This window comes from Enterobacter sp. WCHEn090032 (assembly GCF_003986875.1).
GTDB classification, from domain to species: domain Bacteria; phylum Pseudomonadota; class Gammaproteobacteria; order Enterobacterales; family Enterobacteriaceae; genus Enterobacter; species Enterobacter sichuanensis.
This window is the reverse complement of record NZ_RXRN01000020.1, coordinates 18,048-42,565: the sequence shown is the minus strand read 5'-3', so window position 1 is coordinate 42,565 and position 24,518 is coordinate 18,048. Positions and strand designations below refer to the sequence as shown.

General features: G+C 55.1%; 20 protein-coding genes and 4 tRNA genes. 6 read left to right on the top strand and 18 right to left on the bottom strand.

Features of this window, described 5'->3' with window-relative positions:
* Window positions 1-43: 43 nt before the first annotated feature.
* Window positions 44-364, top strand: coding sequence for an iron donor protein CyaY (cyaY, locus tag EKN83_RS16600; protein ID WP_126801301.1), 321 nt, complete (start codon window positions 44-46; stop codon window positions 362-364).
* A 95-nt stretch (window positions 365-459) separates the two neighbouring features.
* On the opposite strand, the gene cyaA is transcribed toward cyaY, so the two are convergent.
* Window positions 460-3,003: a class I adenylate cyclase gene (gene cyaA / locus EKN83_RS16595; RefSeq protein ID WP_126801300.1), complete on the bottom strand. Its 2,544-nt coding sequence runs from the start codon at window positions 3,001-3,003 to the stop codon at window positions 460-462.
* 350 nt (window positions 3,004-3,353) lie between these two features.
* Here cyaA and hemC point away from each other — a divergent pair, with 350 nt between their 5' ends.
* From hemC to EKN83_RS16570, 5 genes are all read left to right on the top strand, one after another.
* Window positions 3,354-4,295: a hydroxymethylbilane synthase gene (hemC, locus tag EKN83_RS16590; protein ID WP_148110460.1), complete on the top strand. Its 942-nt coding sequence runs from the start codon at window positions 3,354-3,356 to the stop codon at window positions 4,293-4,295.
* Window positions 4,292-5,032, top strand: coding sequence for a uroporphyrinogen-III synthase (hemD, locus tag EKN83_RS16585; protein ID WP_126801298.1), 741 nt, complete (start codon window positions 4,292-4,294; stop codon window positions 5,030-5,032). The genes hemC and hemD overlap by 4 nt, the downstream gene beginning before the upstream one ends.
* A 20-nt stretch (window positions 5,033-5,052) precedes the next feature.
* The gene (gene hemX / locus EKN83_RS16580; protein WP_025757560.1) at window positions 5,053-6,255 is read left to right on the top strand and encodes a uroporphyrinogen-III C-methyltransferase; all 1,203 of its coding nucleotides are present in this window, start codon (window positions 5,053-5,055) and stop codon (window positions 6,253-6,255) included.
* 2 nt (window positions 6,256-6,257) lie between these two features.
* Entirely contained in the window at window positions 6,258-7,457 is a 1,200-nt protein-coding gene (hemY, locus tag EKN83_RS16575) for a protoheme IX biogenesis protein HemY (protein ID WP_045285577.1), read from the top strand.
* A gap of 172 nt (window positions 7,458-7,629) precedes the next feature.
* Complete coding sequence (locus tag EKN83_RS16570; RefSeq protein WP_126801297.1) at window positions 7,630-8,841, top strand: MFS transporter; 1,212 nt, start codon at window positions 7,630-7,632, stop codon at window positions 8,839-8,841.
* A gap of 506 nt (window positions 8,842-9,347) precedes the next feature.
* Here the strand turns inward: EKN83_RS16570 and EKN83_RS16565 are convergent.
* The 17 genes from EKN83_RS16565 to trxA all read right to left on the bottom strand — a co-directional run bounded on the left by EKN83_RS16565 (window position 9,348) and on the right by trxA (window position 24,511).
* Window positions 9,348-9,424 (bottom strand) — tRNA-Pro (locus tag EKN83_RS16565).
* 45 nt (window positions 9,425-9,469) lie between these two features.
* A tRNA-Leu gene (locus EKN83_RS16560) sits at window positions 9,470-9,555 on the bottom strand.
* 21 nt (window positions 9,556-9,576) lie between these two features.
* Window positions 9,577-9,652, bottom strand: a tRNA-His gene (locus tag EKN83_RS16555).
* Window positions 9,653-9,719: 67 nt separating this feature from the next.
* Window positions 9,720-9,796: transfer RNA gene (locus tag EKN83_RS16550), tRNA-Arg, on the bottom strand.
* 102 nt (window positions 9,797-9,898) lie between these two features.
* A complete protein-coding gene (thrP, locus tag EKN83_RS16545; protein ID WP_025757567.1) occupies window positions 9,899-11,284 on the bottom strand; it encodes a bifunctional threonine/serine APC transporter ThrP in 1,386 nt (461 codons plus the stop codon).
* Between the two features lie 197 nt (window positions 11,285-11,481).
* Window positions 11,482-12,222 (bottom strand): lipopolysaccharide N-acetylmannosaminouronosyltransferase, encoded by a 741-nt coding sequence (gene wecG, locus EKN83_RS16540; protein ID WP_126801296.1) that lies wholly within the window; start codon window positions 12,220-12,222, stop codon window positions 11,482-11,484.
* A 12-nt stretch (window positions 12,223-12,234) separates the two neighbouring features.
* Window positions 12,235-13,587 carry an ECA oligosaccharide polymerase gene (gene wzyE, locus EKN83_RS16535; protein ID WP_025757569.1) on the bottom strand — a complete coding sequence of 451 codons (1,353 nt, stop codon included), beginning with the start codon at window positions 13,585-13,587 and terminating at the stop codon, window positions 12,235-12,237.
* Complete coding sequence (locus EKN83_RS16530; protein WP_045285575.1) at window positions 13,584-14,663, bottom strand: TDP-N-acetylfucosamine:lipid II N-acetylfucosaminyltransferase; 1,080 nt, start codon at window positions 14,661-14,663, stop codon at window positions 13,584-13,586. Before EKN83_RS16530 ends, wzyE begins: the two co-directional genes overlap by 4 nt.
* Complete coding sequence (gene wzxE, locus EKN83_RS16525) at window positions 14,660-15,910, bottom strand: lipid III flippase WzxE (protein ID WP_045285574.1); 1,251 nt, start codon at window positions 15,908-15,910, stop codon at window positions 14,660-14,662. Before wzxE ends, EKN83_RS16530 begins: the two co-directional genes overlap by 4 nt.
* A gap of 1 nt (window position 15,911) precedes the next feature.
* Window positions 15,912-17,042 (bottom strand): dTDP-4-amino-4,6-dideoxygalactose transaminase, encoded by a 1,131-nt coding sequence (gene rffA / locus EKN83_RS16520; protein WP_025757575.1) that lies wholly within the window; start codon window positions 17,040-17,042, stop codon window positions 15,912-15,914.
* Between the two features lie 4 nt (window positions 17,043-17,046).
* Window positions 17,047-17,724 carry a dTDP-4-amino-4,6-dideoxy-D-galactose acyltransferase gene (rffC, locus tag EKN83_RS16515; protein WP_126801295.1) on the bottom strand — a complete coding sequence of 226 codons (678 nt, stop codon included), beginning with the start codon at window positions 17,722-17,724 and terminating at the stop codon, window positions 17,047-17,049.
* Window positions 17,721-18,983, bottom strand: coding sequence for a UDP-N-acetyl-D-mannosamine dehydrogenase (gene wecC, locus EKN83_RS16510; protein ID WP_025757577.1), 1,263 nt, complete (start codon window positions 18,981-18,983; stop codon window positions 17,721-17,723). The genes rffC and wecC overlap by 4 nt, the downstream gene beginning before the upstream one ends.
* Window positions 18,980-20,110, bottom strand: coding sequence for a non-hydrolyzing UDP-N-acetylglucosamine 2-epimerase (gene wecB, locus EKN83_RS16505; RefSeq protein ID WP_025757578.1), 1,131 nt, complete (start codon window positions 20,108-20,110; stop codon window positions 18,980-18,982). The genes wecC and wecB overlap by 4 nt, the downstream gene beginning before the upstream one ends.
* Window positions 20,111-20,170: 60 nt before the next feature.
* Window positions 20,171-21,217 carry an ECA polysaccharide chain length modulation protein gene (wzzE, locus tag EKN83_RS16500; RefSeq protein ID WP_025757579.1) on the bottom strand — a complete coding sequence of 349 codons (1,047 nt, stop codon included), beginning with the start codon at window positions 21,215-21,217 and terminating at the stop codon, window positions 20,171-20,173.
* A 13-nt stretch (window positions 21,218-21,230) separates the two neighbouring features.
* Window positions 21,231-22,334, bottom strand: coding sequence for a UDP-N-acetylglucosamine--undecaprenyl-phosphate N-acetylglucosaminephosphotransferase (wecA, locus tag EKN83_RS16495; protein ID WP_047959702.1), 1,104 nt, complete (start codon window positions 22,332-22,334; stop codon window positions 21,231-21,233).
* 242 nt (window positions 22,335-22,576) lie between these two features.
* Window positions 22,577-23,836, bottom strand: a complete 1,260-nt coding sequence (rho, locus tag EKN83_RS16490) for a transcription termination factor Rho (protein WP_008501566.1) — start codon at window positions 23,834-23,836, stop codon at window positions 22,577-22,579.
* Between the two features lie 345 nt (window positions 23,837-24,181).
* A complete protein-coding gene (gene trxA / locus EKN83_RS16485; protein WP_006179218.1) occupies window positions 24,182-24,511 on the bottom strand; it encodes a thioredoxin TrxA in 330 nt (109 codons plus the stop codon).
* Between the last annotated feature and the right edge of the window lie 7 nt (window positions 24,512-24,518).

Sequence of the window (24,518 nt, the reverse complement as noted above, 5' to 3'; positions counted from 1 at the left end):
TTAGGGTTATACTGCCGGCATCACGAAAAACAGGAACAAAACCATGAACGACAGTGAATTCCATCGCCTTGCCGACAACCTGTGGATGACCATTGAAGAGCGTCTTGACGACTGGGACGGCGACAGCGATATCGATTGTGAAATCAACGGCGGTATTCTGACCCTGAGCTTCGAAAATGGCAGCAAAATTATTATTAACCGCCAGGAGCCGCTTCACCAGGTATGGCTGGCGGCCAGACAGGGCGGCTATCATTTCGATCTGAAAGACGGGGAGTGGGTTTGCGACCGCAGCGGCATACCGTTCTGGGACCTGCTGGAACAGGCGGCGACCGCGCAGGCGGGCGAGGACGTGCGTTTCAGGTAGTTTTGTTGCCGGGTGGCGCTGCGCTTACCCGGCCTACGGCGTCGAGCTGTTGTAGGCCCGGTAAGGCGTAGCCGCCACCGGGCAAGCGAAAAGGCTCAGGAAAAATATTGCTGCAACAGCGGCGCGGTGTCCTGATTGGCAGGGGCAGCAGGCGTTACGGTCTGAGTCCGGAACGGAATCACCTGCGCACGGCCATCAACGTTCACAATCTGGTAGAACTGCGGCAGGTTAAAGTTGATAAAGCTTGAGCCGTAGGTGAACCGGTCATGCGAAGAGGAGTAGAAGCGGCTGACGTCGCGCACCAGCTCCTCTTTACTGCCTTCACAGTGGTGATAGACCTCGGCGCGGTTGGTCTCATCCAGAATGTAGATGTTGAAACCAGCATCATCGCCCGACTCTTCAAAGAAGAACTGAATAATCCCTTCACTGGCAAAACCATCCACCACCTGCGGCAGCTTAACGTGGTTGGTTTCCACCTGCACCGACAGACCATGCAGTTTGTTGTGCGAAATCGCGCCATAGAACTCGATGGCGTTTTCCAGCTTCTGTACTGACACATTGAGACGTTCGAAGAACAGGCCCCAGGTCTGGCCGGAAACGCGCAGCGCTTTAAAGCGGCCGGTTTCCTGACGGGTACTCGAGAGACGCAGCTCAATACATTCCGAGACCAGCTGCTGCACGCGGGTACGAATCAACCCACGCAGATGCTGGCTGTAGCAGAACACTTCCACGCTGTCCGGCGGCGCGGCATCCTGGTGCATCTTGCCGAGAATGGTTTTCAGCGCTTCGATCATCGCCTGCTCGCCGTTGAAGTGCAGGGTACGCACTTCGTTCCACGAGTTGCGGTACAGCAGATCCACGCTACCCACCAGGCAGTTTTGCTGCTCGCCAAAGCTAAAGACGTCCAGCTTGCGGAAGTCGAAATGAACCACCTGATTGCGGAAGGCCGCCGTCGGGTCGTATTCCAGGTTAACGATGATCGCCAGATGGCGGATCTCGCACGGGCTGTAGAGCGCTTTCGGCGTGGGTGCCGGCAGGCGCAGCGGGAAGTGGTGGGAAACATCCGCCACCATCTCCTGCAGTTTAGCGAGATCGACCACCTCGTTGCCTTTGATGAACAGACGCGTGCGTGAGGTCAACAGGCCGTTAAACCAGGCCCAGGCCACCAGCTTGTTCAGGTAGCGGTTATACTCCAGCGGCTGATGGCTGATGATCGAGTCCATTCTGGGGGCACGGTTATACAGATACCACCCGGTGCGGTTCGCGCGGCCCGGCGGAACATAGATAAAGGTCAGGTTCGGTTCTGACAGGTCAGGCGAAATCTGTGGGTTAACCAGGGTCACTTTACCCGGCAGCGCTTCAAACGCGGCGTACAGTTTACGGGTCAATACCCCGATGTCCTGCGGGCTGGCGGAAACGCTGAGGTTGTTACGGCGCGCAAAGCGGATCAGATTACGGTAGCTTTGCATCATCGCATCGAGCAGTTCGTTGTGCGCTTCACGCACCTGATCGATTTTCCAGTTGGCCCGGTTGTCGAGCATGGAGAGACGCTCTTCGCCCCATCCCCACTCTTTCACTAACTGCGTGACCACTTCACGACGCCAGCCGACGCAGGCGCGCTCGCGGCTCAATTTCTCACACACTTTGAGATAGAAACATCGACGCACCAGGTCGAGACGCGTGGTGTCATCAATGGCTTTCAGGTATTCGGTCACGCGCTCCAGCATCATGCAGTAAGCGTCCAGCCCGAAGGAGACAATTTCCCCGTCGTGCAGACGCTGCTTGATATCTTTCGCCAGCAGGCGCGGCGTGGGGTATTCCCAGGAATAGGCTTCAAGCAGCAGCGTTTTCAGCACCGCTTTGTACGGTGAGTCGATGCTCTTATAGAGCTGCCAGAGGCTTGCGCCAAAGTACTCTTCGGCTGACAGCGAGCTCAGACCGCCGAGGTCCAGCCATTCGTTTGGCGTCAGTACGCCCTGCGCATAAAGCGACATGACGTAATCGTCGTAATGCTCTTCTTCTTCGCACGGGACCATATTCCACAGAATACGCTTCCCGGCCAGGCGCACAGCAGTACGGTAAAATTCATCCAGCAACAGGATGTGCTGCGTCGAGCCGCAGTCCTCACCACCCAGACTGCCGCTTTCGTTATGGCGGAAACGGTTTTCATCAATCAGGAAGAAGCTCACTTCCACGCCGAGCGACGCCGCCCAGCTCTCCAGCAGGCTGCATTTACGCTGCAGCAGCTGACGCTCTTCGTTATCGAGCCAGGATTGATGACAGACCCAGATGTCGAGGTCTGACGAACAGCTTTGCCCTACCGATGAGGTACTCCCCATCGAGTAAACCCCGGTAATCGGCAGTTCACCTTTCGGAGACTCCTGTGGCGGCATGCCGCGGTAGAGTTCCAGTTCGTTGAGATAATGCTGTTGGGTTTCATCAGGCGTGAAGAGGCAAATGCCCTTGGGAACGTTACCGTCAAGGTAGCCAGGCATTAGCGGATGGTGATAGTGCAATAATGTCGGCAGCAGACTGTAAACCTGCTGGAAAGCAGGTCCCATAGCAGCAAGCGCGCGATCCACACGCAGTTGATTTATGGCATCCAGTCTCTGTTTCAGAGTCTCAATATAGAGGTACAAGACGTATCGCCTGATGTTTCCGGGTATCGCATGCTATTCAAAATACGAATAACAGCGGGCCCCGCAGTATTTCAAAAAGATAACCGTTACCCTTTTTCGCCTTATCATTATGCTGGTACCGACGAAAAAATGGTCTAAAACGTGATCAATTTAACACCTTGCCGATTGACCGTAAAGAAAGTTGCGCTACATACAAAGTGTAGCACCGTTCTGTACGTGTAAATTCCTTAATACGGCTGTGGCTGACGAATACGCCGCCTTGTCCCTCTCACTCTTCATCAACCGTAAAACTGCCATCCCAGAGTCAACAATGTTAGGATGGTTGGCGATTGATAATGACGGTAACAAGCATGTTAGACAATGTTTTGAGAATTGCCACACGCCAAAGCCCTCTCGCGCTCTGGCAGGCACATTATGTTAAGCAGCGCCTTGAAGCCTGCCACAGTGGATTGCGCGTCGAGCTGGTGCCGATGGTCACGCGCGGTGATGTGATCCTGGATACGCCACTGGCGAAAGTGGGCGGCAAGGGCCTGTTTGTCAAAGAACTGGAACTGGCATTGCTTGAGAACCGCGCCGATATCGCCGTACATTCGATGAAAGACGTGCCCGTCGAGTTCCCGGAAGGGCTGGGGCTGGTGACCATCTGCGAGCGCGAAGATCCGCGTGATGCGTTTGTCTCTAACCGCTACGACTCGCTCGATGCGCTGCCTGAGGGAAGCGTGGTTGGCACGTCCAGTTTACGTCGCCAGTGTCAGCTGGCGGCGCGTCGTCCCGATCTGATCATTCGCTCGCTGCGCGGTAACGTCGGCACGCGTCTGGGCAAACTGGATAACGGTGATTACGATGCCATTATTCTCGCCGTTGCCGGGCTGAAGCGTCTGGGGCTGGAAGAACGCATTCGCATGGCACTGCCGCCAGAACTGTCGCTGCCGGCCGTTGGCCAGGGTGCCGTCGGCATTGAGTGCCGTCTGGACGATGCGCGTACCCGCGAGCTCCTTGCCCCGCTGAACCATGACGAGACCGCTATCCGCGTAAAAGCCGAGCGTGCGATGAATACCCGCCTCGAAGGGGGGTGCCAGGTGCCGATTGGCAGCTATGCTGAATTGACGAATGGTGAACTGTGGCTGCGCGCGCTGGTCGGCGCTCCGGACGGTTCGCAGATGGTGCGCGGTGAACGTCGTGGTTACGCGCAGGATGCCGAACAGCTTGGCGTCTCGCTGGCAGAAGAGTTACTGGATAACGGCGCCCGCGAAATCCTGGCTGACGTTTATAATGGAGAACCCCCTGCATGAGTATTCTTGTCACCCGCCCTTCTCCCGCAGGAGAGCAATTAGTGAGCCGTCTGCGCGCACTGGGGCGGGTGGCCTGGAGTTTTCCGCTGATTGAATTCTCCCCGGGTCGGGAGCTCTCTGCGCTCGCCGACCAGATGAATACCCTTCAGGACGGTGACCTGCTGTTTGCGTTATCGCAACATGCCGTGGAATTTGCCCACGCGCAGCTGCAACAGCAGGGTCTGCCCTGGCCAACTGCCCCCCGCTATTTCGCGATTGGCCGCACAACAGCACTGGCGCTGCATACCGTAAGCGGCGCGGACGTTCGTTACCCGTTAGATCGGGAAATCAGTGAAGTCTTGCTACAATTACCTGAATTACAAACTATTGTCGGAAAACGTGCGCTGATTTTACGCGGTAACGGCGGACGCGAACTGATTGGTGAAACGCTGCGGGAGCGCGGGGCTAACGTGACGTTCTGCGAATGCTACCAGCGTTGTGCAAAACATTATGACGGTGCACAAGAGGCGATGCGCTGGCATACGCGCGGCATTAATACCCTGGTCGTGACCAGCGGTGAAATGCTGCAGCAGCTCTGGTCACTTGTGCCGCAATGGTATCGTGAAAACTGGTTACTCCACTGTCGGCTTCTGGTCGTCAGTGAGCGTCTGGCGAACCAGGCCCGGGAGCTGGGCTGGCATGATATTCGGATCGCTGATAACGCCGACAACGATGCGCTGCTGCGCGCATTACAATAACTCTCAAATGGGAAGCCATAATGACGGAACACGATAAATCCTCCGCCGTGGTTGAAGAGACCAGGGAGACTGTGGAGACAACGCCACAGCCAGAGACGACTGAGAAAACCGCTGAGAAGAAAAACGGCAGCAACAAAACGAGCCTCACGCTGAGCGCGATTGCCATCGCTATTGCGCTGGCAGCCGGGGTGGGTCTGTACGGTCTGGTAAAACAACAGAGCGCTAACCAGACCTCTACCAGCGATGCGCTGGTGAATCAGCTCAGCGCCCTGCAAAAAGCGCAGGAGACGCAGAAAACTGAACTGGAATCGGTGATTAAACAGCAGGCCGCCGCGCTTGCCGAAGCGAACAGCAAACAGGAAGAACTGACCAAACAGCTGGGCGAAGTGCAGCAGAAGGTCGCCACGATCTCCGGTACCGATGCCAAAACCTGGTTGCTCTCGCAGGCTGACTTCCTGGTGAAGCTCGCCGGACGTAAGCTCTGGAGCGATCAGGACGTCACCACTGCCGCTGCGCTGCTGAAAAGCGCCGATGCAAGCCTGGCAGACATGAACGATCCAAGCCTTATCACCGCACGTCGCGCGATCACCGAAGACATCGCCAGCCTCTCTGCCGTCTCGCAGGTGGATTATGACGGCATTATCCTTAAAGTGAATCAGCTTTCGAATCAGATTGATAACCTGCAGCTGGCGGATAACAACGACGACGACTCCCCGATGGATTCCGACGGGACCGAGCTTTCCAGCTCCCTGAGCGAATGGCGCGTGAACCTGCAAAAAAGCTGGCAGAACTTTATGGACAGCTTTATCACGATTCGCCGCCGCGACGAAACCGCGGTCCCGCTGCTGGCGCCGAACCAGGATGTCTATCTGCGCGAAAATATTCGTTCCCGACTGCTGGTGGCCGCTCAGGCCGTGCCGCGTCATCAGGAAGAGACTTACAAACAGGCGCTGGATAACGTCTCAACGTGGGTACGCGCTTACTACAACACCGATGATGCGACGACCACCGCCTTCCTTGAAGACATTGATAAACTGAGCCAGCAGAACATCACCATGAACGTGCCGGATAAGCTGGCCAGCCAGCCGATTCTGGAAAAACTGATGCAGACGCGCGTACGCAATCTTCTGGCGCAGCCGGGCGTACCGGCAGAGCAGACGGGCGGAGCAGCACCCGCTCCTGCTTCCGCACCGGCGCCTGAAAGCGCGCCGCAAGGAGAGTAATGATGCTAAAAGTCCTCTTACTCTTCGTCCTGCTGATCGCCGGGATCGTGCTGGGGCCGATGCTTGCCGGCCATCAGGGCTACGTCCTGATCCAGACCGATAACTACAACATCGAAACCAGCGTAACGGGCCTGACGATCATCCTGATCCTCGGCGTAGTGGTGCTGTTTGCGCTCGAATGGGTCCTGCGCCGTCTTTTCCGCACCGGTGCCCATACGCGCGGCTGGTTCGTTGGCCGTAAGCGCCGCCGCGCCCGTAAGCAGACCGAACAGGCGCTGCTTAAGCTCGCAGAAGGTGACTATCAGCAGGTTGAAAAGCTGATGTCGAAAAACGCCGACCATGCCGAGCAGCCGGTGGTGAACTACCTGCTTGCTGCCGAAGCGGCGCAGCAGCGCGGTGATGAAGCCCGCGCCAATCAGCACCTGGAACGGGCGGCTGAGCTGGCGCATGGCGACCCGATTCCGGTGGAAATTACGCGCGTACGTCTGCAGCTGGCACGCAATGAGAACCACGCGGCACGCCACGGTATCGACCGCCTGCTGGAAGTCGCGCCACGTCATCCGGAAGTGCTGCGTCTTGCCGAGCAGGCCTATATCCGTACCGGTGCGTGGGGCTCGCTGCTGGACATCATTCCGTCGATGGCGAAGGCCGATGTTGGTGATGATGAGCACCGTGATGAGCTTCAGCGTCTGGCGTGGATTGGCCTGATGGACCAGGCGCGCGCCGATCTCGGCAGCGACGGTCTGAAAACGTGGTGGAAGAACCAGAGCCGTAAAACGCGCCAGCAGGTTCCACTGCAGGTGGCAATGGCGGAACATCTGATTGAATGTGACGATCATGACACCGCCCAGGAGATCCTCCTCGACGGTCTGAAGCGTCAGTACGACGATCGTCTGGTGATGGTGATCCCGCGCCTGAAAACCAACAATCCTGAGCAAGTCGAGAAAGTGCTGCGTCAGCAGATTAAAACCGTCGGCGATCGCCCGCTGCTGTGGAGTACGCTCGGTCAGTCGTTGATGAAGCACGGCGAATGGCAGGAGGCAAGCCTTGCGTTCCGCGCGGCGCTGAAACAGCGTCCGGATGCGTTCGACTATGCGTGGCTTGCCGATACGCTCGACAAGCAGCATAAGCCGGAAGAGGCGGCAGCGATGCGCCGCGATGGATTATTGCTGACGCTGCGAAATAACGGCAGCCAGCAATAAATAAAAAGGAGGCCAGACGGCCTCCTTTTTTTATCGCCTTTCTCCTGCTACATTCTTTACACCCTAATCCGCAAACGAACCCGCCAATGTAACGATGTCTTTTCATTAACTTTTTTTCACACACGCGCATTTTCTGCAGCGTGGATTAAATCGTTTTTGAAAGGAAATCGTCATGAACTCGCTTATGTATGCGCTTATTGAAGCGCTACGCTGCCATCGCTGGCTGCGCCTGCTTGCCTGTGCCTTTATTTTTTCTTCGCTGGGGAATGGGTTAACCCAGGTGGTGGTCTTTGGTTTACTGTTAGCGTGGTCGGCCCCGCCCGCCCTGCTCACACTCGCTTTTCTTTTCGCTACGGTACCGGGATTCATCGGCAGCGCGATCGGCGAAAAACTGTGCTCACGCTATTCTCCCCTGTCCCTGCTGATACTGACCGAAGCACTGGGCTTGCTCGCCCTGCTCTTTCCCTTGCTTGGCGTGGGTTATCACAGCATTGCCGCGCTACTCGCCGTGCAGTCCACCGAAGCGCTGCTCAGCGGGATGAGCTGGCCCGCGTTGACGTTGCTTTTTAAGCGCGGCCTTAGTGAAGCGGAACTGCCTGCGGCAACCTGTCTGGAAAATGTGATTTTTGCCTCGCAGGTGTTGTTAGGCACCGGACTCGGCGTAGTGTTGTTCCAGAAGACATCCGTGTTTACCTTGCTGGCGATTGATGCCGCCAGCTTTGTCGGGTCCCTGTTTTTGCTGTGGCTGGCTGGACGCCGGTTATCTGCGCCAGCGCTGCCGATCTCCGGCAAAAAGGAGGTACCGGTGGCGTTACGCTGGGGGACATTGACCGTTCGACAAAAACGCAGCCTGCTCATTCTGCCGGCGCTGGCAGCCGTCGGCTCACCGGCCATGGCGCTTCTTCCGGCACTGGCGCAGCAACTCCACCCTCAGGATGCGGCGGGCCTTGCCCTGCCTCTGCTTTTCGCGAGGAGCATGGGGCAACTTTGCGGCCCCCTGCTGTTAAAAAAAGAGAGTCTTACCCGCTTTGTGGTTCACACACCGCGACTCATCGTTTGTCTCGGCATCTTTTTGGCCGCTTATGGAATACTGCCGTTGTTGTCCGGGCGAATGGCATATGCGCTGGGGATGATCTTTATTGCACATCTGGCCTCGAATGTTCTCTTCGCGGCTGGCACGTTCGGCATTCTCAGTAGTTTTCATTTTGCACAAACCGCTTCAGCCAGCGGTAAAGCCTGGCGATGGCAAACGCTCAGCGCCTCTCTTTTCACCGGCATTGCCGCAATGGTGGCAGTTGGGTTTGGCTCAGTGCAGACGCTTTATATGGTCTCGTCAGCCGCCCTGCTGTTGGTGGCCCTGATCATGCGCCGGTATCGGGAATAAGGCATAAAAAAACGCCTGCTATAAAAGCAGGCGTTAAAACAGGTCTGTAAGACAACATATTTGGTGCTTCACTCAACGTTGTGTCCATGGTGTTTGATGAGGCCGAAGCGACATCTGTCAGTGGACGATAAGCACCGTAAATGGCTCTGCGTCATTCCTGAGTTTATGAGGCACTAAGGCGAACATAAGAGATGGAATGAGCATCTACACTCATATTATTGCATGTAACGTGCCAACATGACACCAGGAAGTTTTACATGGCGCAACATTTTAAGATAAAAGGAAATTATGCTGTTGAGCGTCGTCTTAAGCCCGACAACGTATCGTTCAATACAGAAATATGTCGCCAGGAGGAGACAGCAAAACACACATTCTGTAAAACACTTTATTTTCAATAACTTACATGTCGCTGAATCGCGACAATAAGATGGAGTGCTGTCGGGGAATCACTACAGGGAAGAAAAGTGGCAGAAAACAAAAAACCCCGCCGAAGCGGGGTTCAAAATTGGTCGGCGAGAGAGGATTCGAACCTCCGACCCACTGGTCCCAAACCAGTTGCGCTACCAAGCTGCGCTACTCGCCGATGTACTGCTTTTTGAATTTTTAGTTCAATTCATTTAAAAAGTCGTGGTGCGAGGGGGGGGACTCGAACCCCCACATCCTAAGGACACTAACACCTGAAGCTAGCGCGTCTACCAATTCCGCCACCTTCGCAATTCACAACTCTTTCAATAATGGGGTGGCTAATGGGATTCGAACCCACGACAACTGGAATCACAATCCAGGGCTCTACCAACTGAGCTATAGCCACCACTGTATTCTTTCACGCGGTACTGACTACTTCTCAGACCACCGCAGCTCTAGCGCCGGGACTAAAATGGCGCGCCCGACAGGATTCGAACCTGAGACCTCTGCCTCCGGAGGGCAGCGCTCTATCCAGCTGAGCTACGGGCGCTTAGCGCCGTTGCGGGGCTGGATATTACGTACCTCCGTCCCCGCTGTCTAGTGCTTTTTTGAAAAAAATGCGCGTTTGGTTATGGTTTGCACATTTTGCCGCTTATTCCTCCACTTTCTGCGTGGTGGCACGGCGACCCAGGCCAAAAAGCTTATAGGCAGCCGTCACTGCCGCCAGGAAGATCACCCCGACAAACAGCGACATGCGGGTATCTTCATTAAAGTACATTCCGATTAATACGCAAATCAGGAATGCCATCGTCAAATAGTTCGCATACGGGAACAGAATTGAGCGGAACGGATGGCTTGCAATCGCCTTTTTATGCGCATGACGGAAACGCAGCTGGCTGATGAGAATAACAAACCACGGCACCATGCCCGGCAGTACGCTGGCACTGTAGACGTAAACGAACACGCGCTGCGGATTCGGGATGATGTAATTCAGGCAAGAGCCAATCAGCAGGATCGCAATGGATACCGCCACACCCGCAACCGGCACGCCAGCACGTGAGACTTTGCTCATTGCGGCAGGCAGCTGGTTATTCTTCGAGAGCGCATAGAGCATACGCCCACAGCTATACATCCCGCTGTTACAGCCTGACAACGCTGCCGTCAGGACCACAAAGTTAATGATACCCGCCGCCGCCGTGATACCAATTTTGGCGAAGGTTAAAACAAACGGACTCCCCGTCGTGCCAATTTCGTTCCATGGGAAGATGGTCACGATAACGAAGATCGCGCCCACATAAAAAATCAGGATACGCCACAGTACTTTGCCCACCGCACTACGCAGCGTGACCTGTGGGTTTTTCGCTTCACCGGCGGTGATCCCGATGAGCTCCACGCCCTGATACGAAGCCACAACGATACACAGCGCCGTCAGGAAGCCTTTCCAGCCGCCAGCGAAGAAGCCGCCGTTTTCGGTCAGATTGCCAAAGCCAATCGCGTGTCCGCCGTTGCCAAAGCCGAAGAAAATCACGCCCAGTCCGACGACAATCATCACGATAATGGTGGTGACTTTAATCATCGCAAACCAGAACTCAATCTCGCCGTAAAGACGTACGGCGGCCAGGTTTGCCAGCGCCACCAGCCCCACGGCAATGAGCGCGGGTATCCACTGGGCCATGTCCGGGAACCAGAACTGAACGTAGACCCCTATCGCGGTGATCTCTGAAATGCCCACCGCCATCCACATAAACCAGTACGACCAGGCCGTCAGGTAGCCAAAGAACGGGCTCATATACCGGTGCGCATAAACGGCAAAAGAGCCGGTTACCGGTTCCAGGAAGAGCATTTCGCCCATGGAACGCATAATGAAGAAAACAAACAGCCCGGCGATAATGTACGCCAGTAAGACGGAAGGGCCAGCCCATTTTAGGGTGCTTGCAGAGCCCATAAACAGGCCCACGCCGATAGTGCCACCCAGCGCTATCAGTTCAATATGACGAGCTTCCAGCCCACGCTGTAGCTCCGGTTTTTTCTCAGCCATAGATCCTCGATTGTGTTTGCTGTTTCCCGGCTTAAGACCGGGTATTGTTTTTTAGGGGGACTAAAATACGGAGCGAATGGTTTCTTAAAATGTGCCAAATGGCAAACGATGCATTAAAAAAATGAATGCATTGCACAGATTATCAGCAGTTTTGCAGGCGAGTTGCAGCGCGAATAGCATATCGCGCTACATTTTGATTACATTTTCCCGGTGTGATGCCAGGCCAGGTAGCGAAGCAGTCGGATCTGTCGTTTAATACGCGTCGGTTGCGATAACAGGCGGTACAGCCACTCCAGCCCGAGATTTTGCCAAACCTTAGGCGCACGCTTAACGTGGCCGGTAAAGACGTCATACGTGCCACCGACCCCCATATAAAGGGCATCCGGGCAGACCAGACGGCAGTCGCGCATCAGGATCTCCTGGCGCGGGGAGCCCATCGCCACGGTGACAATTTTCGCCCCGCTGTCACGAACGCGCTCAAACAGAGCTTGCAGTGCTTCAGGTTTGAAGTAACCATCCTGACTGCCGACAATATTCACATTCCATTGACGACGCAGTTTCTCCTCAGTCTGAGCCAGAACCTCCGGCTTCCCGCCAATCAGGAACACGGGCGTGCCCTGCGCGCCGGCGCGTGCCATGAGCTGCTCCCAGAGATCGGCTCCCGCCACGCGAGAAACATTAGCGTCAGGATACTTTTTACGGATGGAGCGAACCACGCTGATACCGTCCGCGTACTTAAACTCCGCCGCTTCAATCAGGCTTTTGACCTCAGCGTTATCTTCTACCGCCAGCATCTTTTCCGCATTGATGGCGACCAGCGTTCCGGATTTCATCTGGCCGTCGGCGAAGAGAAAGTCCAGCGCATGCTGCATGTCGCGCCAGCCAATCAGCTGCAGACCCCGTAGCGCATAGCGCGGTGCAGAAATGTTATCAGTCATTACTATCCTTACTCAGACTTGTGACAGCGTTGTGCTGCCCTGACGCTCGCGCCTGTGCACAAGCCCTGCATTATCAAACAGCCAGTACAACAGCTTGGCCAGTAACAGGCAGACGCCGAAAACAACCATGAAGAACACCACGCGCGAAACAAACGAATCCAGCCCTTCGCGCGCCAGAACGATCATATTGAAAATGGCACCGAAGCAGAAACTGTGCAAAATGGCCGCTTTATAGCGGTTGGTCTCTTCATTGCCACGCAGATAAAGCCAGTCGAACCACTTAATAATCAGCCCCACGGCAACCGCCCCGGGAAGAATGAACCAGGCTCCCCCCATCACCACCAGGGAACCGAGCAGCGTTGGCGAGATTGCCAGACCGGAGTGGTTGTTCAGCACTTCCCACGTAAAGTAGTTCGCCGTATTCAGCACCACGCCCGGGCGGTCCGGCCATAGCCAGGAAGGGATAAAGACGTAGAAGTCGCGAACAATCGGCGCCAGCCCCTGGAAATCAATCTTGTCGTAGTTTTGCAGCAGTAATGCCAGGTTTTCCCATGGCGAGAACGTATCCCGCGTAAGGTAGAGGAACGTATAAAACGCCTCATCACCCGCCACGTTCATTCCGTACCGCTTCAGCGCCAGCCAGAACATCCCCACAATGCCAAACACCCCGGCGGCAACCAGCATCCACAGCGAGATCCAGCCGCGGATGATGCCAATAAACAGGAAGATGGCGAAAGCGATAATGATATTGGCGCGCGTGCCGCCCACAATCATATAGGTCAGGATGCCAAACGCGACGGTACTGACCAGGAAGAACAGCCACGCTTTGCTGTCCTGACGCAGGAAAAAGATCACCAGCATCGCCGGGATGAAGAAGTAGAAGAAACGCTTAAGCGCCACGCCCGATACTTCGGCAGAAAAAATCTGGCTGTAGGAGTGAAGCTTAAACAGCAGGAAGCCGTTATGCATGAAGAAGATACCGACACTGACCAGGGCAATGGTCATCAGCATCACCCACGTCAGGTGTGTCTCCACACGGTTCATGGTAAATAGCGCCCGGCGCGGCGTGGCGGCCTGCGCGGAACGCAGACGCGTTTTATAGGTAACGTAGTAGACCGCATAGAAGCAGGTCGCTGCCAGAAGCGCCTGGAGCAAAATTTCCGGCGGCGCGACGCTCACGTCAAAGCGGAAGACCAGAATGCTGGTGAGCGGGAAACCGAAAAAGAACGTCAGCAGAAACAATAACGAGAAGAACACGTTAAAGTTGAAACGCACGCGGCGGAATTCGAACCAGGTGAGCGTACCGATAAACAGGATGCTCAACAGCCAAACGACCAGCAAACCGCTGAATTGCAACTGGCTCATGCTTTGTCTCCTGCAGCGATACGCAGTGCACGGTGCCACGGCGTGAGGTAATTCGGGCTAAAGAAGTCGATGGCGTTTTTATCCACCAGCGCCAGCTGTCGCTGTGCTTCCCGAACAACCTCTTCATTAAGCACATCCGTGGTAAACAGGACCGGAAGATGCTGTTCGGCCATGTCCTGCCAGAACGGGTTGTCGCGGTTGAGCACGCACGGGATCCCCGCCTGAATAAGCAGACACAGCGTGCCAATGCCCTGCTGACGGGCAAAGATGAAATACCCGAGGTCGCATTTTCTCAGCAGCGCGAGATACTCCTCAAATTCCAGCTTATGCCGCAGAATATGCAAATTCTCCGCGCTGAATAACGCGAGTCCCTGCTGGCGAACCTCATCAATGTAGGCGTCGTTATTGGCGGGATAGCCCATCGGCACCACCACCTTCACCGTGTCGCCAAACTGCTGATGCACCGCCCTGAGCGCCGCAACATGTTCGTTACTGCGATCGCCGGAATTCCCCACCAGGATCGTCAGCTTGCCTTCTCGCACCGTGTCATTTGCCATGGCGTTCAACGCCGGATCCATGCGGGTCGGGAAATAGAGCAGCTCACCACGCACATTCGGATGCTGTTTCGCAAAATAGTTGAGATCGCCACGGGTAGCAAAAACGCAGCCCACCCGCCCCTGGGCCATGCGGCGCAGGGGATAGAACAGACGGAATTTCCAGCCGCGGGAGACTTCGTAGAGATCGGCCCCCCAGATATGCCAGCTGCACTGGGAAGGTTTAATCCCCCCGCTGAGAAGCCCCAGCCACAGGCCGGTATTAAACTGCCCGTGGAAGAAGAATCGTTGCTCACGATCCGCTTTGGCTTTGGCAATCACCGCCTTTGCCAGCGTGGCCTTATCCGGCCAGAAGCTCATGTTCAGCGCCGGAAATGCTGCGCTCAGGCCCTTATCCTGACCTGCAACCATAAACTCACGCGCATCGGGATTACCCGATGCCAGCTCGTCGTTGAAAAACCGCAAAACGGTCTGGTTATGGTGTGGGATATCCGATCCCAGGATGTGAATCAGTGCAGTCATGCGCGTTTACGCCACAATAAAAATACGCCGCAACAGGCAGCGAAATAAACGATATACGTTGCCATATAGGCCTGAGCCGCCCCCAGCGCGCCGTGCGCGGGTATCAACCAGTGCGAGAACGACGTCAGTAACACAAACTGGCTCATTTCCGCCAGGATATACAGCCGCAGTGAGGCCTTCGCAATCACCAGGTAGCCGAAAACGTAAGCCCCTACTTTCAGTACATCACCCACCAGCTGCCAGGCAAAGAGATCGCGCATGGCGGTGAACTTCGCCGAGAAGAGCAGCCAGATAGCGACATCGCGCAATAACCAGACAGTGAAGCTGGCAGCCGCAACCGCCGGCAAGACAAAGCGCAGCGATCGGAAAATCTCACGGGTGATATCCTGTCTGGACGTCAGACGCGATAAGGTTGGCAGCAAATAAACGCTAAAGGAAGCCGTAATAAACTGGAGGTAGGCGTCAGAAATGCTGCTCACGCCCTGCCAAATCCCGACCTCCTCCCAGCTATAATGCGCCGCCAGCAGGTTTCGCATCATCACATAGGCCACGGGCAGCGTGACGGAGGTGATGAGCGCCATCAGGGTAAATTTACCCAGTTGGCTGGCAAGCAGCTTGTCCCATTGCGGTTTCAGGTAGCGCAGAGGGATGACGCCCCGACGCATCAGCATAAACGCGGCAGGCACAACCACGAGGGCCGGTACCAGCGCCAGCCCGAGCAGGGCACCTTCATAGCCACCGAGGCGATAGCAGAAGTAGTAGGCAATAACACCAATGACGCTTCCCAGGATTAACGCAAGGGCGTTCCCGGCAGCATCACGAAAACCTTTCATCAGCGCCAGCAGCAGGTTAGCCCAGGCAATACCCATCTGCACCAACGCAACCAGACGCACCAGTCCCTGATAGTGGGTGTGACCGAACAATCCCTGGCTGATGGGGGCCGCCGCCAGCAGAAAGACAATCGCCATCAGGGTCGAAAAACCCGTGACCATCGCCGAAGCGGTGCCCACCACCCGGCGCAGCTGTGCCGCATCATCATGATACTGCGCAACGTATTTGGTCACGCCGTTGAAGATTCCGGCACCGGCCAGCACCCCAAGGACGGTAACGAGCTGGCGGAAGTTACCCGCCATCCCGACACCTGATGGGCCAAATGAGACAGCCAACAGCTTGACGACCAGCAGTCCGGCGCCAATTTTTACAAGTGTGGACGCGGCGGTCCACACCGATGCTTTTGCCAGAGACATATCAGCCGAAATAGCTCAGAAGAGTATTAATCACCGTACGCTGGTTAACTGGCGCGAGGTTGTAGAACAATGGCAGGCGAAGCAAACGCTCACTTTCTTTGGTCGTGTAACGGTCTTCACCCGCAAATGTGCCGAACGCTTCGCCCGCGGGGCTGGAGTGCAGCGGAATGTAGTGGAACACCGCCATAATTTCAGCCTCTTTCAGCCAGGCGATGAGCTGGCTGCGATCGTCGTTATCGCGCAGCTTGATGTAGAACATGTGCGCATTGTGGACACAATCAGCCGGAATGGTCGGGAGTTCAATGCGCCCGGCTTTCGCCAGAGGCTCCAGCGCGTCGTAATAGGTTTGCCACAGGGACAGACGCTGAAGGTTGATACGCTCCGCGGCTTCCAGCTGCGCCCACAGGTATGCCGCCTGCAGATCCGCCATCAGATAACTTGAGCCGATATCGCGCCAGGTGTATTTGTCTACCTGTCCGCGGAAGAACTGGCTGCGGTTGGTCCCTTTTTCGCGGATCACTTCCGCGCGCTCGACCAGCGCGCGATCGTTTATCAGCGTCGCGCCGCCCTCACCGCCAGCGGTGTAGTTTTTGGTTTCGTGGAAGCTAAAGCAGCCAATATGGCCGATCGTGCCCAGCGCGCGTCCCTTGTAGGTGGACATCACCCCCTGAGCAGCGTCTTCCACCACAAACAGGTTATGTTTGTTGGCAATCGCCATGATGGTGTCCATTTCGCAGGCTACGCCCGCATAGTGGACCGGCACGATCGCGCGCGTTTTGTCGGTGATCGCCGCTTCAATGAGCGTTTCATCAATGTTCATGGTATCCGGACGGATATCCACAAAGACGATTTTCGCCCCGCGCAGGACAAACGCGTTCGCCGTGGAGACGAAGGTATAGCTTGGCATAATGACTTCATCGCCAGGCTGGATATCCAGCAACAGGGCCGCCATTTCCAGTGATGCTGTACAGGACGGGGTCAGCAACACTTTGGCACTGTGAAAACGCTGCTCCATCCACTGCTGGCAGCGACGGGTAAACCCACCATCACCGCAGAGTTTGCCGCTGCCCATGGCAGACTGCATGTAGTCGAGTTCGGTGCCCACGACGGGTGGTGCGTTAAATGGAATCATCTTGTCACCTGTATAACCAGTAGGCGGTGGCGTCGATGTTGGCACCACTCGCAATATATCGTTTAAGCGCGGCGGTATTGCCCACCTGGGTCGCCACCCGCAGCGTCACAAGCTTTTGCTCCTGCGCCCAGTGCAGCGCCGCCTGCATGAGTTTCTCACCCATCCCACGCCCGGCTAATAAGCCAATCCGCGCCTCGCGCTCGTTGAGCTTACGCAGCGAGACAAATCCCTGGATCTGACTGTCCCCTGCCCGAAAAACCAGGCAGACATGGTCAAACGTGCCTTTTACCGCATTCTCCACCCACTGGGCGTAGAACCGTCCGCTATCGCCAGGTGCGTACCAGGGCGTGCGAAAGCGGCTCTGCGCAAACGCCTGGGCCGCCATCTGACGCAACACGGGAATATCCTGTTCGGTTGCCATTTCCGCACCGGGCGCATCGTACCGGGTAAGGGTAATGGAGAGATCGGCCTCACCTTCAACCAGCTTAAAGCCGAGCTGCTGGAGCGCATCAAGCAGATCAGTACGGTCCGCCGGGATCTTAGCCTGTACCCGTTGCCAGGCGGTAAATGCCGATTCCGTCAGAGCCGGCGCATCATCGCGCAGACGCACGATGGCCGACGGCAGACCGAAAAAGGCACTCTCCCATTGCAGAGGCTCGAGTACCCCATTCAGGCTGCTCAACGCCAGACACCCTTGGTATCAACCACATACTGCTGATGAACGGCATCGCCGGAGATCGCTTTAAACTCGTTGTGATCCACCAGCAGTACCAGCACATCCGCCGTCGCCAGGGCATTATCGAGCGCTGTCAGCGTGCAGTGCCCCGCCAGTTTTGCCGGCAGTTCATGAATATTTGGCTCGACCACCAGCGTTTCGCCTTTGTGCCATTCGGCAATCATTTCAGCAATTTCCATTGCCGGGCTTTCGCGCAGGTCGTCAATGTTGGGCTTAAATGCCAGACCAAAGCAGGCGATTTTCAGCTCGCTGGCGCGCTTGCCGCTCTCTGCCAGACAATCCGCTACCGTCGTTTTAACCTGGTTGAGTACCCAGTGCGGTTTGCTGTCGTTCACTTCACGCGCGGTGCGGATCAAACGAGCCTGCGCCGGATTCTGCGCCACGATAAACCACGGGTCGACGGCGATGCAGTGTCCACCCACGCCCGGGCCTGGCTGGAGAATATTGACACGCGGATGGCGATTCGCCAGGCGAATCAACTCCCAGACGTTAATCCCCTGATCGGCGCAGATCAGTGACAGTTCATTCGCGAAGGCGATGTTAACGTCACGGAAGCTGTTTTCCGTCAGCTTGCACATTTCAGCAGTGCGTGAGTTGGTCACCACGCATTCGCCTTCAAGGAAAATCTTGTATAGCGCGCTGGCACGTTCAGAGCACACCGGCGTCATACCGCCAATCACGCGGTCGTTTTTAATCAGTTCAACCATCACCTGGCCCGGCAGCACGCGTTCCGGACAGTAGGCGATATTGATATCCGCCTGCTCTCCCGCCTGTTGCGGGAAGCTTAAATCAGGACGCGCGTCGGCCAGCCACTGCGCCATCTGCTCGGTCGCGCCAACCGGCGACGTCGACTCAAGGATCACCAGCGCCCCTTTCTTCAGCACGGGCGCGATAGATTTCGCCGCCGCTTCGACATAGACCATATCGGGTTCATGGTCGCCTTTAAATGGCGTAGGAACGGCAATCAGGTACGCATCCGCTTCAACCGGCGTGGTACTGGCGCGCAGGAATCCCCCGTCAACCGCCTCCTTGACCACGCGGTCGAGATCGGGCTCCACAATATGAATTTCGCCACGGTTAATGGTTTCCACCGCGCGTGTGTTGATATCCACACCGACAACCTGTTTTTGACGAGAGGCAAACGCCGCCGCGGTGGGCAAGCCAATGTAGCCAAGACCAATGACAGAGATGGTAGTAAAACTCATAGCGATACCCGATTGTGTTTAAGTGCATGCAAAATACGACCACAAGCCTGCCCGTCGCCATATGGGTTATGGGCCCGGCTCATTGCCTGATACGCTTCCTCGTCGTGCAGCAGGCGCGTGACCTCTTCGACAATCAACTGCGTGCTGGTTCCGACCAGGCGCACGGTTCCCGCTTTAACGGCCTCCGGGCGTTCGGTGGTTTCACGCATCACCAGCACCGGTTTACCGAGGGAAGGCGCTTCTTCCTGGATCCCACCGGAATCGGTGAGGATCAGCCAGGCATGGTTCATCAGCCAGACAAACGGCATGTAGTCCTGCGGTTCCATCAGAAGTACATTGTCGACATGGCCCAGAATGCGGTTAACCGGCTCGCTGACGTTAGGGTTGAGATGGACCGGATAAACGATCTGCACATCTTCGTTCTGCGCAGCAATTTCAGCCAGCGCATGACAGATCTGCTCAAAGCCCCGACCAAAACTTTCGCGGCGATGGCCGGTAACCAGGATGGTTTTTTTGCCGTTGTGCAGGAAGGGATAACGGGCAGCAAGGTCTTCCTGCAGTTCGCGGTTCGCCAGCACGCGGTCACGTACCCAAATTAACGCATCAATGACCGTATTACCGGTCACAAAGATTTTGTTATCAGCGATATTTTCACGCAGCAGGTTCTGACGGGAATTTTCCGTGGGCGCAAAGTGGTACATCGCCAGATGTCCGGTGAGCGTGCGGTTAGCTTCTTCCGGCCACGGCGAGTAGAGATTGCCGGTGCGCAGTCCCGCCTCAACATGTCCTACGGGAATACGCTGGTAAAACGCCGCCAGGCTTGTCGCCACGGTGGTGGTGGTGTCGCCGTGAACCAGTACCACGTCGGGCTTGAATGACTCCAGGATCGGCTTGAGCTCTTGCAGGATGCGACAGGTTATCTCCGTCAGCCCTTGACCCGGTTTCATAATATTAAGATCGTAATCCGGGACGATAGAAAAGAGCGTTAAAACCTGATCGAGCATCTCACGGTGTTGGGCAGTGACACACACTTTCGCTTCAATATCAGGATCGCTGGCCAGCGCATGAACCAGAGGTGCCATCTTAATGGCCTCCGGCCTGGTGCCAAATACGGTAAGTACTTTCACATCGATTCTCTTCGATTAAGCGATGAAGGCCATACATAGCCTTCATCGTAGACGGCGTTCTTAGTTTGTGCGACGACGCGTTAACGCCACGCCAGCGCCCGTCAGTGCGCCGACAATCCCCCACATAATCATCAGGAATGCACGACGCGGACTATCGCGTTTTACAGGTTCTTCAGGCGTTCTCAAATAACGATAGGTCTGAAAACGCGGGTCCAGCGTCGGACCGACATTCAGGGTAGTGAGCATGGCGCGGTTTTGATCGTAGTCGAGGTCAAAATCGGGGCCAACGGCCTGAAGATTTTCCAGACGTGCCTGCAGCATGGGGCGGCCAAGAAGGAACATTTCAGAATCCGGGAGTTCATCAGCCGGTACATCCGTTTCGCTGCGGGAAATATTGTGCTGTTCCGCAATTTTCAGCGCCTGCTCAATATTGTGTACGCGGCGAGCGAAAATGGCTTTCGCCACCTCTTCCTGACGTTTTACCTGCGCCTTCATCTGGATGGTGCGGGCCGCCCAGGCGCCTTTCAGCTCTTCATTGAGATGACTGGCAGCACGCTGGCTGGCAAACGCAACGTACTGGCGCAACAGGTTGTTGGCATCCGGCGCGGTTTCTGCAATCAGCTTGACGCTGTCATTCACGTTACGCAGCGCATCGCCCGGCATAAACTGGATATTGTTAATCAGGTCATCTAACAGCGCGGCATCCGCCTTGCTGTTACCCACCATACGCTGCTTGTAATAATCCGTCTGGGACCAGAAGTCGCGACGCGTGTCCCAGGAGGCCAGCTGCATCACAAACTCTTTATAGGCTTCATCCATAACAGAAGCCTGGTCAGGTGTCGCCAGATTGGCCTTGATATCCAGGTTACGCAGGAACTGCTGCTGAGAATAAAACCCACCGAGCATGTTAACCGTAGGTCGGTCTGTGATTGCCGTGGCGCTCCACTCCTGTTTTGCAAAGAAAGTGTAGGCCAGGGCTAACAGTGCGAACCCCAGTGCGATCCCCGCAATCCAAAGTTTGCCTGCCCATAACACGCGAAACAAACCACGAATATCCAGTTCATTCTCAGTTACCACTGATTTCGCTCCCGCCAACGGTTGAGTCATCATAGTCCCGGTTTTACTTAGTTAATGTTGGGTTTTTGTCATTGTTACGACGCATCCTGCGTTTCAGACGTTTAATGAATCGCGCCACTTTCCATGCGCGCTTAATACAGTAGCCGTACAGGAAAAATGCTAGCAAGAATAATACCAACATTACCCATTCAGGAATAAAGTGGGCATATTCAGCCGCGACGCCAATGGCGGCCAGAATAGCAGCGGCCAGGGTGATCAGCACAAACGCCTGACGAGAAGTAAAACCTGCGCGCATGATGAGATGGTGAATATGCTGACGGTCAGGCGAGAAAGGACTCATCCCTTTACGCAGACGGCGATACATAATCGCCACCATATCCATTAATGGAATAGCAATGATCCACAATGCCGTGACCGGACTGATCGGGTGAGTTTTGCCCTGCGTCGTTTCGAGCAAAATCCAGATCACGGTGAAACCAATCAATGTACTGCCCGCATCACCCATAAAGACTTTATAGCGACGCCCGAGCGCACCGAGGTTCAGGAGAATATAAGGCAGGATGGCGGCAATCATGGCAAAACACCACATTGCCAGGCTGTACTGGCCATCAAACCACAAAATAATGCCGATGGCGGCGAACGAAACAGAAGACAATCCCCCGAGCAGGCCGTCAATGCCGTCGACCATGTTGAAGGCATTGATGGCTGCCCAGACGGCAAAGAGCGTCAGGAAGAAACCAAATGGACCCAGGACTAACTCCCAGGGGCCAAACACATAACCGAGGCTTCTCAGGTACAGCCCACCCACGACCATCATCACCACGCCAATCGCCGCCTGGACGGTGGCGCGTATTTTCACCGCGATATCGAACCGGTCATCAAGCGCCCCGACGAGGACCAGGACGCCCGCACAGGCAATATAGAGGGCTGCGTGTGGAATATAATAATCCGCAATACCAAACGTGAAACAGATACCTGCGTAAACAGAGATCCCTCCAACAAGAGGAATAAGTCCCTGATGACGTTTACGAAAATTAGGTTTGTCCACCAACCCTATTCTTTTTGCCACCTTACGCGCGATGAACAAAAAACAGGTTGTGAATAAAAATATACTGATTAGCTCAGTCACAACGGTGAGTAGATTCACAATGGATTGCTCTCAACAAATGTTAGTCCCGGAAGTATAACCATGAAGCCACCGCCTCAGAAGTAATAAAGGTGGCTTCTCACAACTCCCTTTGTATATTTTTCAATCAATTATTTCTTTGACTGTATAAACGGTCCTATTGTCGCACCGACCGGTCAAAATTGGGAGTAGGTGGTACTAGCGTATAGTCCATAAAAGAAAAACGCCACGTAAAAACGTGGCGTTCACTGGCTTTATTTGCGTTACGAGCGTTTCATCATGTCGAAGAAATCGTCGTTGGTTTTGGTCATCGCCAGTTTGTTAATGAGGAACTCCATCGCGTCAATTTCACCCATTGGATGGATGATTTTGCGCAGGATCCACATTTTCTGCAGCTCTTCCTGGGTGGTGAGCAGCTCTTCTTTACGGGTACCGGAACGGTTGTAGTCGATTGCCGGGAAGACGCGTTTTTCTGCAATTTTACGAGAAAGGTGCAGTTCCATGTTGCCTGTCCCTTTAAACTCTTCGTAAATCACTTCGTCCATTTTGGAGCCGGTATCGATCAGCGCTGTCGCGATGATCGTCAGGCTGCCGCCCTCTTCCACGTTACGTGCTGCACCGAAGAAGCGTTTTGGACGATGCAGGGCGTTAGCATCCACACCACCGGTCAGTACTTTACCGGAAGCCGGGACCACGGTGTTGTAGGCACGTGCCAGACGCGTAATGGAGTCGAGCAGGATGATCACGTCTTTCTTGTGCTCAACCAGGCGTTTCGCCTTCTCGATCACCATCTCAGCCACCTGAACGTGGCGAGAGGCCGGTTCGTCAAAGGTCGAAGCCACAACTTCACCTTTAACCAGACGCTGCATCTCGGTAACTTCTTCCGGACGTTCGTCAATCAGCAGCACCATCAGCACACAGTCAGGGTGGTTGTAAGCAATGCTCTGCGCGATGTTCTGCAGCAGCATGGTTTTACCCGCTTTTGGCGGTGCCACAATCAGACCACGCTGCCCACGACCGATTGGTGAGGCCAGATCCAGAACACGTGCGGTTAAGTCTTCGGTAGAACCGTTACCACGCTCCATACGCAGGCGAGAGTTCGCGTGCAGCGGCGTTAAGTTCTCAAAGAGGATCTTATTACGCGAGTTTTCTGGTTTGTCGAAGTTAACTTCGTTGACTTTCAACAGCGCAAAGTAGCGTTCACCCTCTTTAGGAGGACGAATCTTACCTGAAATGGTGTCACCAGTGCGGAGGTTGAAACGGCGGATTTGGCTGGGGGATACGTAGATGTCGTCAGGGCCGGCGAGGTAGGAGCTGTCTGCAGAGCGGAGGAAACCAAATCCGTCTTGCAATATCTCCAGCACACCGTCGCCAAAGATATCTTCGCCACTCTTAGCGTGCTGCTTCAGGATGGCGAAAATGATGTCCTGCTTGCGCATACGAGCCTGGTTTTCCAGTCCCATATTTTCGCCGAGAGTGATCAGCTCAGAAACCGGCGTATTCTTTAATTCGGTAAGATTCATAATGGTGTGGGTTCTTAAACTCGGGGTGATTCTCGAACTTAATGTTGTGAATGGTATGGCAGGGTCATCCATGCCTGTTTAGCGGCCATCAACTCATGTCTGTTCGCTGTCTGGTCACAGGGAAAGAACGCAGAACTGAAACGACAAGACGGATTGAGTGACAAGCCCGGAATTTAGCCACTTCACGCACTGTTTATGTCAACAACGGGAAGTATCGGGTAAAACAAGATTCAAACAACAAGATATGTTTAAAACGAAGTCATAGCTAACTTAGCACGACTTCTGCCGGGCGTCCAGAGTTCCACATCATTTAGCAAGATGCTCTGGACGCACAGCGGAGAAACCTTACGCCAGGTTAGCGTCCAGGAACTCTTTCAGTTGACCTTTGGACAGCGCGCCCACTTTGGTCGCCGCCACTTCGCCGTTTTTGAACAGCAGCAGGGTCGGGATACCACGGATACCGTATTTTGGTGCGGTACCCGGGTTCTGGTCGATGTTCAGCTTGGCAACGGTCAGTTTGCCCTGATATTCGTCGGCGATCTCATCCAGAATCGGGGCGATCATTTTGCAAGGACCACACCATTCAGCCCAGAAATCGACGAGGATCAGCCCGTCAGCCTTAAGTACGTCCGTGTCAAAACTGTCGTCTGTCAGGTGAATAATTTTATCGCTCATATATAAC

What these genes read in the sequence shown, in the direction of transcription:
- cyaY (WP_126801301.1), top strand. Translation starts at nt 44, where the DNA reads ATGAACGACAGTGAATTCCATCGCCTTGCCGACAACCTGTGGATGACC.
- hemC (WP_148110460.1), top strand. Translation starts at nt 3,354, where the DNA reads ATGTTAGACAATGTTTTGAGAATTGCCACACGCCAAAGCCCTCTCGCG.
- hemD (WP_126801298.1), top strand. Translation starts at nt 4,292, where the DNA reads ATGAGTATTCTTGTCACCCGCCCTTCTCCCGCAGGAGAGCAATTAGTG.
- hemX (WP_025757560.1), top strand. Translation starts at nt 5,053, where the DNA reads ATGACGGAACACGATAAATCCTCCGCCGTGGTTGAAGAGACCAGGGAG.
- hemY (WP_045285577.1), top strand. Translation starts at nt 6,258, where the DNA reads ATGCTAAAAGTCCTCTTACTCTTCGTCCTGCTGATCGCCGGGATCGTG.
- EKN83_RS16570 (WP_126801297.1), top strand. Translation starts at nt 7,630, where the DNA reads ATGAACTCGCTTATGTATGCGCTTATTGAAGCGCTACGCTGCCATCGC.
- thrP (WP_025757567.1), bottom strand. Translation starts at nt 11,284, where the DNA reads ATGGCTGAGAAAAAACCGGAGCTACAGCGTGGGCTGGAAGCTCGTCAT.
- wecG (WP_126801296.1), bottom strand. Translation starts at nt 12,222, where the DNA reads ATGACTGATAACATTTCTGCACCGCGCTATGCGCTACGGGGTCTGCAG.
- wzyE (WP_025757569.1), bottom strand. Translation starts at nt 13,587, where the DNA reads ATGAGCCAGTTGCAATTCAGCGGTTTGCTGGTCGTTTGGCTGTTGAGC.
- EKN83_RS16530 (WP_045285575.1), bottom strand. Translation starts at nt 14,663, where the DNA reads ATGACTGCACTGATTCACATCCTGGGATCGGATATCCCACACCATAAC.
- wzxE (WP_045285574.1), bottom strand. Translation starts at nt 15,910, where the DNA reads ATGTCTCTGGCAAAAGCATCGGTGTGGACCGCCGCGTCCACACTTGTA.
- rffA (WP_025757575.1), bottom strand. Translation starts at nt 17,042, where the DNA reads ATGATTCCATTTAACGCACCACCCGTCGTGGGCACCGAACTCGACTAC.
- wecC (WP_025757577.1), bottom strand. Translation starts at nt 18,983, where the DNA reads ATGAGTTTTACTACCATCTCTGTCATTGGTCTTGGCTACATTGGCTTG.
- wzzE (WP_025757579.1), bottom strand. Translation starts at nt 21,217, where the DNA reads ATGACTCAACCGTTGGCGGGAGCGAAATCAGTGGTAACTGAGAATGAA.
- rho (WP_008501566.1), bottom strand. Translation starts at nt 23,836, where the DNA reads ATGAATCTTACCGAATTAAAGAATACGCCGGTTTCTGAGCTGATCACT.
- trxA (WP_006179218.1), bottom strand. Translation starts at nt 24,511, where the DNA reads ATGAGCGATAAAATTATTCACCTGACAGACGACAGTTTTGACACGGAC.